Annotated in this window: 9 protein-coding genes; 4 read left to right on the top strand and 5 right to left on the bottom strand. The window is 71.7% G+C overall.

Translation table 11 applies throughout. The features are described from left to right. Positions 1-3: 3 nt before the first annotated feature. The 3 genes from ACZ59A_RS41135 to ACZ59A_RS41145 form a co-directional block, all read right to left on the bottom strand. A complete protein-coding gene (locus ACZ59A_RS41135; protein ID WP_470969996.1) occupies positions 4-696 on the bottom strand; it encodes a DUF305 domain-containing protein in 693 nt (230 codons plus the stop codon). Positions 697-777: 81 nt separating this feature from the next. Next, complete coding sequence (locus tag ACZ59A_RS41140) at positions 778-1,236, bottom strand: DUF6153 family protein (protein WP_470969999.1); 459 nt, start codon at positions 1,234-1,236, stop codon at positions 778-780. A gap of 114 nt (positions 1,237-1,350) precedes the next feature. Continuing rightward, entirely contained in the window at positions 1,351-1,830 is a 480-nt protein-coding gene (locus ACZ59A_RS41145; protein WP_470970001.1) for a YflT domain-containing protein, read from the bottom strand. A gap of 137 nt (positions 1,831-1,967) precedes the next feature. Here ACZ59A_RS41145 and ACZ59A_RS41150 point away from each other — a divergent pair, with 137 nt between their 5' ends. After that, positions 1,968-4,976, top strand: a complete 3,009-nt coding sequence (locus ACZ59A_RS41150) for a SpoIIE family protein phosphatase (protein ID WP_470970004.1) — start codon at positions 1,968-1,970, stop codon at positions 4,974-4,976. A 36-nt stretch (positions 4,977-5,012) separates the two neighbouring features. Here ACZ59A_RS41150 and ACZ59A_RS41155 read toward each other — a convergent pair whose 3' ends face one another. Further along, complete coding sequence (locus ACZ59A_RS41155; protein ID WP_470970006.1) at positions 5,013-5,891, bottom strand: dihydrodipicolinate synthase family protein; 879 nt, start codon at positions 5,889-5,891, stop codon at positions 5,013-5,015. A 125-nt stretch (positions 5,892-6,016) separates the two neighbouring features. On the opposite strand from ACZ59A_RS41155, the gene ACZ59A_RS41160 reads away from it, so the two are divergent. Both ACZ59A_RS41160 and ACZ59A_RS41165 read left to right on the top strand, forming a co-directional pair. After that, positions 6,017-7,009: a 2-hydroxyacid dehydrogenase gene (locus ACZ59A_RS41160; protein ID WP_470970009.1), complete on the top strand. Its 993-nt coding sequence runs from the start codon at positions 6,017-6,019 to the stop codon at positions 7,007-7,009. Between the two features lie 5 nt (positions 7,010-7,014). Then, the gene (locus tag ACZ59A_RS41165) at positions 7,015-8,349 is read left to right on the top strand and encodes an MFS transporter (protein WP_470970012.1); all 1,335 of its coding nucleotides are present in this window, start codon (positions 7,015-7,017) and stop codon (positions 8,347-8,349) included. Between the two features lie 75 nt (positions 8,350-8,424). Here ACZ59A_RS41165 and ACZ59A_RS41170 read toward each other — a convergent pair whose 3' ends face one another. Continuing rightward, positions 8,425-8,703, bottom strand: coding sequence for a hypothetical protein (locus tag ACZ59A_RS41170; protein WP_470970015.1), 279 nt, complete (start codon positions 8,701-8,703; stop codon positions 8,425-8,427). A 143-nt stretch (positions 8,704-8,846) separates the two neighbouring features. Between ACZ59A_RS41170 and ACZ59A_RS41175 the strand changes: the two genes are divergently transcribed. Continuing rightward, positions 8,847-9,215 (top strand): arsenate reductase family protein, encoded by a 369-nt coding sequence (locus ACZ59A_RS41175; protein WP_468050362.1) that lies wholly within the window; start codon positions 8,847-8,849, stop codon positions 9,213-9,215. Positions 9,216-9,339 lie beyond the last annotated feature (124 nt).

Here is a 9,339-nt window from a genome sequence, read left to right on the forward strand (position 1 = left end):
GGCTCAGAGCCGGTCGAGGATCTTCCGCAGGGTGGTCACCTCGGCGGACTGGTTCTTGATGACGTCCCCGGCGAGCTTCTTGGCGGTGGCGTTACGGCCCTTCTTCTGCTCGTCCTCGGCCATGGTGATCGCGCCCTTGTGGTGGCCGATCATCATCTGCGCGAAGGCGCGGTCGAAGTCGGTGCCCTTGGCGGCCTCCAGCCGGTCCATGTCCTTCTGGGACATCATTCCGGCCATGCCGTCCGAGCCCTTCGATCCATGGTCCATGCCGGGCATGCTGTCCGAACCACCCGATCCGTGGTCCATGCCGGGCATGCTGCCCGAGGACGGCGAAACCGGCTTGCCCCAGCCCTTCAGCCAGGACTTCATGGTCGTGATCTCGGGGTCCTGGGCCTTCTCGATCTTCCCGGCGAGCGAGGTGATCTGCCCGTCCTCGGCCCGGCCGTCCGCCAGCTTCGCCATCTCCAGCGCCTGCTGGTGGTGCGGGATCATCATCTGCGCGAAGGAGACATCCGCGTCGTTGAAGCCACCCGGCGCCGAGGACGCGGTGGCCTTCGCGGAGGCGGAGGAGTCCTTGCTCCCGTGCTCCATGCCCTTCATGTCATCGTTCCCGCCGCAGGCGGTGAGCAGCAGTCCGCCGATGGCGACGATGCCCACCATTGCCAGGCGGCGCGGGGTCTGCGGGAAAGTGGTCATGCCGAAATACCTCATGCCGTGTGTGATGTCGGTGTCTCGCGCTTCTGCGCTTCTGCGTTCTGCGGATGGCGCGGGTACGGCCTAAATCCGCAGGACCGACAACGCGGTGAGGTCAGGGCACGGCGAGGGAGGGACGGGCCGCGGTACGGCGACCACCGGGGCGAACCGGGGCGGGGGCGGGCCACGACGCCGTACGAGGGCGGCCCGCAGCACGGCCGTGAGCACCCACGCGCCGAGCACGGCCACGCACAGCGAGGCCATGTCCATCCCGGTCATGGGTGCGGACGGAGCGGGGTGCGCGGCGACGGCGGACACGTCCGGGGAGTCGTCGTGAGGGGCCATGGCCCGCGGCGCGTCGTCGCGCATGGTCTGGTGCGTCCCGCCGAAGGCGTGCGCCGAGGTGCCCGAGGCCGAGCCCGGTCCCGAGCCGCCGTCGGGGTGCCCCATGGAGTGCATCACCAGCACACCGAGCGCGAGCACGACGACGAACAGGAGGCGTCGCAGGACACCGCCCGTTCGTACACGTCCGCTCGCGTTCACGCCGTTCCTCCGACGATGACAATGATGGGTAGCCCGTCACCCTCACCTTACTGCTAAGGCAGTTAGTACACGACAGGACCCCCCGTCAGCCGCCGGGGCGGGCTCCGGGGCGGGTCAGCCCTCCCGCCAGTCCAGTTTGATCAGCATGTTCTTCGCCTCTTCGGCGACCTCGGCGTCGGCGACCACGTCATAGCGCGCGGCCACGATCTGGCTCCGGGAGGAGAAATCGCGGCGTCCGCCGGTCAGGGCGTGCCCGGCGAAGCCCGCGATGGCGCCGAAGACGGCGCCGTAGAGGATGCCGCTGAGGATCAGTACGAACACGTTGTGGGACCCCAGGGCGAACACCGACAGCAGCAGGCCAATCAGCAGGCCGAACCAGGCGCCGGTGCCCACCCCGGCGAGCGCGGCCCGGCCGCGGGTGAGCCGCCCGAGCACCGTCTCGACCATGCGCAGGTCGGAGCCGATGATCGCGGTGTGCTCGACGGGGAATTTGTTGTCGGACAGGAAGTCGACCGCGCGCTGGGCGGCGGCGTAGGTCGCGTACGAGCGGACGACCGGACGGTCGACCACCGCCGACGGCAGTTGCTGGGTCATCACAGAACTCCCTCCGCGGCGAAATGGATGTCGCCATGGAGGGTGAAACGCTTGAAAATGCGGACATATTCTTAGAGAGAGACTGACCCCGAGGGCCGGGCCAGTTGGTCCGGCCCTCGCAGAGCGCAGGTGATCGCGTGGGTGTAAACGAGCGGCACCCGGCACAGGACCGCACCCCGGCGCGGGAGCACACCCCGGCCCGGGAGGCGGAGCGGACACGGCTGCGGCTGCTCGAAACCGCGAGTGGCGGGCTGGGCGACGCGGAGCTGCTGCGGCTGGCGCTCGACCATCTGGTGTCCGGGCTGCAGGGGCTGGGCGGCATGGCGCATCTGCGCAGGCCGGACGGGCTGGGGCTGCGGCTGGTGGCCACCAGCGGCCTCAGCGGTCCACTGCCGAGGGCGTGGCAGACCATCGAGTGGGGCGATCCGGTCGCCCCGATGGCCGCCTTCCACGGCGGCAGCGCCCTGTGGGCCGCCACCCCGGCCGACCGCGGCTCCCTCACCCGGACCATCCCGCCCGGTGTGTGCATGGCGGCCATCCCGGTGCCAATGAACGGCGGGCCGCCGCTGGCGGTGCTGTCGGTGCTGACGTCCGCGCCGCGGGCGGGTGACGCGGCCCAGCGCGATCTGGCCCGGACGGTCACCGGCTGGCTGGCCCAGCGGCTGCGGCTGCTGGCGGCGGCCGCCCAGGACACCGGCCGGGCCCGGGGGCCGGAGGAGCAGCGGTCGGGCCCCTGGCTCCAGCGGGCGCTGCGTACGGCGCGGATCGGCGCCTGGGAGTGGGATCTCCGCGGCGCCACCCTGACCTGCGACGACCAGGCGCAGACGCTGCTGGGGTTCGCGCCCGGCGCCTTCGACGGCCAGGTCAACACCTGGCTGGGCGCCATCCACCCCGAGGACATGCCCTGGGTGCAGGCGGTCTCCAGCGCCGAGTGGCTGCGCGACCGCAGCGAGTACAGCGTCGAGTACCGGGTGCGGCAGCCCGACGGGACGTACCGCTGGGTGCAGGCCCGCGGGAGGGTGGTCTCCCGGACGGACGGGGTTCCGGCCCGGGTGGTCGGCACGCTGTGGGACATCACCGAGACCCGCCGTTCCCGGGACGCCTTCAGCCGCGCCCTGCAGTACATGGGCGACGGGTTCCTGGTGGTCGACGAGGACGGGCGGATCACGTACGGCAATGTCGAGGCCGAGCGCTTCCTCGGGGCCTCCGGGGAACTGCGGGGCCAGGTGCTGTGGGAGCTTCCCCGGGCCCGGGCGATCGGCGTCGAGCCGCGGTTCCGGCGGGCGGCGGAGGCGAGGGCGCCCATCGACTTCCACGCCCGCTGGCCGCGCAGCAACCGCTGGTACCACATCCGGCTGGTCCCGGTGCCCGACGGGATGACGGTGCACATCACGGACGTGACCGACCGCCGGGCGCTGGACGCCGAGCGCTCCGCCGCCGCACACGCCGCCACCGAGCGCGCCACCCGGATCGCCGAGCTGACCAGCGCCTTCGCCGAGGCGCTGACCACCCGGGACGTGGTGAAGGCGGTTGCCGACCGGGTGCTGCCGCCGTTCGGGGCGACCGGGCTGATCTGCCAGCTCATCGAGGACAAGCGGCTGCGGGTGGTGGGTTCCACCGGCTACTCGGACGCCTTTCTGAGCTTCCTCGACAACGTCCCCCTGCCGCCGAACGCGCCCGTCAGCTCGCCCGTCACCGAGGTCCTCAGCTCCCGCAGCCCGCTGTTCATCTCCTCGCCCGAGGACTACGCCAAGCGCTTCCCCGAGGTGGTCGGCTATCTGCCGCTGAGCGGGAAGAAGGCATGGGCGTTCCTCCCTCTGGTGGCCTCCGACCACCGGGCCGGTTACTACGTCGTCTCCTTCGACCGGCCGCGCCACTTCGGCGAGGAGGAGCGGACCCTGCTCACCGCGATCAGCGGGCTGGTGGCGCAGGCTCTGGAGCGGGCCCGGCTGTACGACGCCGAGCACACCCGCGCCCAGGAGCTGCAGCGCGGGCTGCTTCCCCGTACGCTGCCCGCGCTGCCCGCCGTCACGGCCGCCGCGCGCTACCTCCCGGCCGGGGAGGGCATGGAGGTGGGCGGCGACTGGTACGACCTGATCCCGCTGTCCGGGGAGCGGGTCGCGCTGGTCATCGGCGACGTCATGGGCCATGGGCTGACCGAGGCGGCCACCATGGGACGGCTGCGCACCGCCGTGCACACGCTGGCCGATCTGGAGCTGCCGCCCGATGAGCTGCTGACCCACCTCAACGATCTCGTGGGGGCGCTCGGTGACGACTTCTACGCCACGTGTCTGTACGCCATCTACGATCCGACCACCAGCGTGTGCACCTTCGCGTGCGCGGGGCATCTGCCGCCCGCCATCATCCACCCCGACGGCACGGTGCACTCCCCCGGTTTCACCCCCGACCCGCCGCTCGGGGCCGCGACCCCGCCGTTCGAGACCATCGAGGTGCAACTGCCGGAGGACAGCATCCTGGTGCTGTGCACGGACGGGCTGATCGAGTCCGCGACCCGCGACGTCGACCACGGCATGGCGTACCTCTCCCGCACCCTGGCCGAGGCGCTGGCCACGACACCGGACCTGCTTCCGCGCCCCAGCGCCGCCGGGGACGGGGACTCCCCGGCGTACGGGGGCGAGGGCCGCGTCCTCGGCCATCTCGACCGGCTGTGCGACACCCTCGTCGGCGCCCTGCTGCCCGAGCAGTCGCGCACCCAGGACGACGCGGCGCTGCTGGTGGCCCGGACACATTCGATGACCGCGGACAACATCGCGACCTGGCGGCTGCCCGATGCGCCGATCGCCGCCGGGGTGGCCCGCCACCATGTCCGCGACAAGCTCGACGCCTGGCAGCTGGAGGATCTGGCGATGACCACCGAGCTGCTGGTCAGCGAGCTGGTCGGCAATGTGGTCCGGCACGCCAAGGGACCCATCAGGCTGCGGCTGCTGCGCAGCCGCAGCCTGATCTGCGAGGTGTCGGACGGCAGCCCCACCACGCCACGGATCCGCCGGGCCTCGGACACCGACGAGGGCGGGCGGGGCCTGCAGCTGGTGTCCGCGCTCTCCCACCGCTGGGGCACCCGCTTCACCCCGACGGGCAAGTGCATCTGGGCGGAGCAGCCGCTGCCCGTGAGCCCGGCCTCCTGAGCCGACCGCGCCTGTGGGCCGACCGCACCCGAAGGGTCAGCGGCCGGACACCTCACCGGCCAGCGCCTCGATGTCGGCGGCGGTCGCCCGGTCCGGGTCGCCCACGGTCATCCGGGAGGTTCCGGCGGGCAGCCCGCGAGCCGTCTGGGCGTGCTTGACCCGGCCGATGCTGGGGCCAAGCAGTCCGACCGTACGGTCCACCAGGTCCTGGGCGGCGGCGAGCCGGGCCGGGCCGGCGGTGTCGTCGCGCAGCGCCGCGGCCAGGTCGAGGAAGGGCTCGGGGAGGGCGGCCGAGCAGCCCGAGACCACCCCGGCGCCACCGGCGGCCAGGACGTCGGCGAGCCGCTGGTCGTTGCCCGAGTAGACCTCGAACTCCTCCGGGAGTTCGGCGCGGTACGCGGCCACCTCGGTGGAGGGGGTGCCGCTCAGCTTGACGCCGGCCAGCCCGCAGGAGGCGGCCAGCTTGCCGAATTCCACCGGCCCGACCGTCAGACCACTGCGCTCGGGGAAGAGGTACGCGTACAGCTGGACATCCGGAGCTGCGAGCCGGATCCGGCTGAAGTACGCCTCCAGTTCGTCCGCGCGCGCGGGCAGGTAGTACGGGGTGAGCGCGGCGATGCGGCGGACACCGGCCGCCACGGCGGCCCGGGTGAGCCGGACGGCGGTGTGCGCGTCGGCGGCGCCGATGTGCGCGATTACGCCGTCGGCACCCGCCTCCTGCAACGCGGTCTCGATCAGCAGCAGCCGTTCGCCCTCGCTCAGCGCGGGGAATTCTCCGGTGGTTCCGGCCACGAGCAGCTGTCCGGTGGTGCGGGCGGCGAAGCCGTACTGGGCGCGGGCCGCGTCCAGGTCGAGATCGCCGCTCGGGGTGAACGGCGTGGTGAGCGCGGTGACGACGGTGCGCTGACGGTCCATGGGCCTGACTCCTCACTCGGAAAACCGTTATCCGTTTTCGGTTAACCGTTGACAGAGATCGTAACCGTGGCGAAAACTCATGCCACCCCCCAGGGCCCACCACATCACTCCAGGAGCCGCATGTGATGTCCGAACATCTCGTGACCCTGTACCACCTGAACGATCTCGGCGCCGACGAGCTGCGTCGGCTGCTGCCCGGCCACCCCGAGCTGAGCATCACCGAGATCGGGCCGGACGAGGATCCGCACGACCACCGCGACGCGCTCGCCGACGCGACGATCGTGCTCGCCCCGCTGGAGAAGGAGCGCGGGATCTCCGCGGAGCTGCTCGACGGGATGGAGCGCTGCCGCCTCGTGCAGTCGGTGGCCGTCGGCTTCGACGGCGTCGACCACCTGGCCGCCGCCGAGCGCTCCATCCCGGTCGCGAACCTCCCCGGCTTCAACACCGACGCCGTGGCGGACTGGACCGTGGGCGCCCTGCTCTCCCTCCTGCGCCACTACGCGGCGGGTCACGCGAAGATCGAGAACGGTGGCTGGGGACCCGAGGGGCTGCGCGGGCGCGACCTGTCCGCGCTCACCGTGGGCATCGCCGGGTTCGGCAGCATCGGCCGCGCCGTCGCGCGCCGCCTCGACGGGTTCGGAAGCGACGTCCTGGTGCACGACCCGGTGCGCTCCGAGCCGGACCGTACGTATGTGAGCCTGGACGACCTGGCCTCCCGCTCGAACGTGCTCACCCTGCACATGCCGCTCAACGAGGCCACCCGTGGTGTCGTCGGGGAGTCCCTGCTGTCCCGGATGCCCCGGGGCGGTTACGTCCTCAACGCCGGACGTGGCGGTGTGCTGGACGAGGACGCGCTGGTCGAGGCCCTGGACTCGGGGCAGCTGGCGGGTGCCGCGCTCGATGTGTTCGCGGAGGAGCCGCTGCCCGCCGACTCCCCGCTGCGCGGCCGGTCCGATGTGCTGCTCACTCCGCACACGGCCGGGGTGACGGTCGAGGCGTACCACGCCATCCGGGCGCGGCTCGTGGAGAGCGTGGACCGGGTGCTGTCGGGCGAGGCCCCGCGGAACGTGGTCAACGGTGTCATCAGTGGCGGCGCCCGGCCACCGGCGGGGGTGTGAGCGCGATGGCTCTCGGCAAGACCTCCGCACCGGCCCCCGACGCGGCCACGCGCAAGAGACCGGGCGGACGCGCCGGCAAGGTCCGCTTCGTCGTCCTCGGGCTGCTGTTCGCCGGTATCACCATCAACTACATCGACCGCGCCACGCTCAGCGTCGCGCTGCCGCACATCACCGAGGACCTCGGCCTGTCCGACGGGGTCGGCGGACTGCTGCTGTCGGCGTTCTTCTGGACGTACGCCTTCGGGCAGATGCCCGGCGGCTGGCTCGCCGACAAGGTCGGCCCGCGCATCATGCTCGCCATCGCGAGCCTGTGGTGGGGGCTGGCCACCGCGGCCATGGGCATGGCCCGTGGCGTGGCGTCGCTGGTGGGGCTGCGTGCCCTGCTCGGCCTCGGCGAAGCACCCAGCTTCCCCTCCAGCGCCAAGGTGGTCTCCCGCTGGTTCCCGGCCTCCGAGCGCAGTTTCGCCTCCGCGACCTTCAACAACGGCAACGCGGTCGGCGGCGCCCTGTCGATCCCCCTGGTCACCCTGGTGGTCACCGGCCTCGGCTGGCGCTGGGCGTTCGCCGTCGCGGGCGGTCTCGGGGTGCTGTGGGCGCTGGGCTGGTGGCTCTACTACCGCGACCCGGAGGAGCACCCGAGCCTCGGCGCCGCGGAGCGGGAGTACATCGAGTCAGGGCAGGAGAAGGAGACGGCCGAGGAGGCCGCGGCGAGCGCCCGGATCGGCTGGCGGGACCTGTTCCGCTTCCGGATGATCTGGGCGATGATGCTCGGCTTCTTCTGTATCAACTTCGTCGCGTACTTCTTCATCACCTGGTTCCCGACCTACCTGGTGGACGAATACCACCTCGACGCGCTGTCCTTCGGCTTCCTCGGCATGATCCCCGGCATCGCCTCCATGCTGGGCGGCTGGAGCGGCGGCCTGTTCTCCGACTGGCTGGTGCGGCGCGGCACGGAGCGTACGAAGGCGCGGAAGATCCCGCTGGTCGGCGGGCTGCTGGGCACCTCGGTGATCGCACTCGCGGTCGTCTCGCCGGGCATCGGCACGGCGCTGACCGCGCTGTCCGTGTCCTACTTCTGTTCCACCTTCGCGGCGGCGAGCGTCTGGGCGCTGCCCGCCGATGTGGCCCCGACGAGCGCACACGTCGGCTCGATCGCGGGGATCCAGAACACGGCGGCCAACATCGCCGGCATCCTCTCCCCGCTGCTGCTCGGGGTGCTCAAGGGCATCACCCACTCGTTCGTGCTGCCCCTGACGCTGGCGGGGTGTGTGGCCCTGCTCGGCGCCGCCACCTACGCGTTCCTGCTGCCGAAGGTCGAGCGCCTGAAGCCGGCGGGGTGAGACGAGGCAGCGGAGTGGTGGGGACGGGCCCCCGCCGCGCCCCGGTGAAGGGGGCGCGGCGAGGGCCCGGTTCGGTCAGCGGTCGTGTTCCTGGAGGAGCGAGCGCACCATGCGGCACGTGGTGTTGGACGGCGGGTGCACACCGATCCGGACCGCGGTGGCCCGTATCTTGCGGTTGCGCGCCTGCTCGGGGCGGTACACACCGGAGTTGAGCAGAGCGATGGCCAGGCGCATGGCCTTCAGCCGGCGGTTGTGGGTCTCGTACCACTCACGCGGACGCCCGGCGGGCATGCGCTTCTTCGGCAGGGTCGTAAAGCTCGGCAGTTCCGGAAGAGTGGTAGCGGCAGCGGCCATCGGCATCCTCCTGGGACAGTCGGTCACGCTCTCTTTCACTGCCTCCATTCTACGATGGGGCACTGACAAAGCGGCCTGGTCAGGCGCCACATGACCGGGATTCGACGGGCGTGGCGCGAGGGGGCTCGCGGTACGGTTGTGCCATGGAGATCTGGATCAATCCGGCGTGCTCGAAGTGCCGCAGCGCGCTGACTCTGCTCGACGCGGAGGGCGCCGGATACACCGTCCGCCGCTACCTCGACGACGTACCCACTCAGGACGAGATCCGCGGCGTACTGGCCCGGCTCGGACTCGAACCGTGGGACATCACCCGGACGCAGGAGGCCGCGGCGAAGGAGCTGGGGCTGAAGGACTGGCCGCGCGACGAGGGCGCGCGCGACCGCTGGATCGCGGCGCTCGCCGAACACCCCAAGCTGATCCAGCGGCCGATCATCACCGCCGACGACGGTTCCGCGGTGGTGGGACGCACGGAGGAGGCGGTACGGGAGGCGCTGTCGCGCTCGACCGGCTGATTCCCGTATGCCTTGTGGGCCCTGGTCCCCATTTCTCCCCCCGAGGCCAAAGCCCACAGCCATGGGGGGGGCCCCCCTCCCCATCGTCCCCACCAGTGTTCCGGTTGCGGTGAAACCAGAAACC

This window comes from Streptomyces sp. NPDC040405, assembly GCF_055595765.1.

Bases quoted from the DNA above. Each gene is read 5' to 3' on its own strand.
- ACZ59A_RS41135 (WP_470969996.1), bottom strand. From the start codon at position 696: ATGACCACTTTCCCGCAGACCCCGCGCCGCCTGGCAATGGTGGGCATC.
- ACZ59A_RS41145 (WP_470970001.1), bottom strand. From the start codon at position 1,830: ATGACCCAGCAACTGCCGTCGGCGGTGGTCGACCGTCCGGTCGTCCGC.
- ACZ59A_RS41155 (WP_470970006.1), bottom strand. From the start codon at position 5,891: ATGGACCGTCAGCGCACCGTCGTCACCGCGCTCACCACGCCGTTCACC.
- ACZ59A_RS41160 (WP_470970009.1), top strand. From the start codon at position 6,017: ATGTCCGAACATCTCGTGACCCTGTACCACCTGAACGATCTCGGCGCC.
- ACZ59A_RS41165 (WP_470970012.1), top strand. From the start codon at position 7,015: ATGGCTCTCGGCAAGACCTCCGCACCGGCCCCCGACGCGGCCACGCGC.
- ACZ59A_RS41170 (WP_470970015.1), bottom strand. From the start codon at position 8,703: ATGGCCGCTGCCGCTACCACTCTTCCGGAACTGCCGAGCTTTACGACC.
- ACZ59A_RS41175 (WP_468050362.1), top strand. From the start codon at position 8,847: ATGGAGATCTGGATCAATCCGGCGTGCTCGAAGTGCCGCAGCGCGCTG.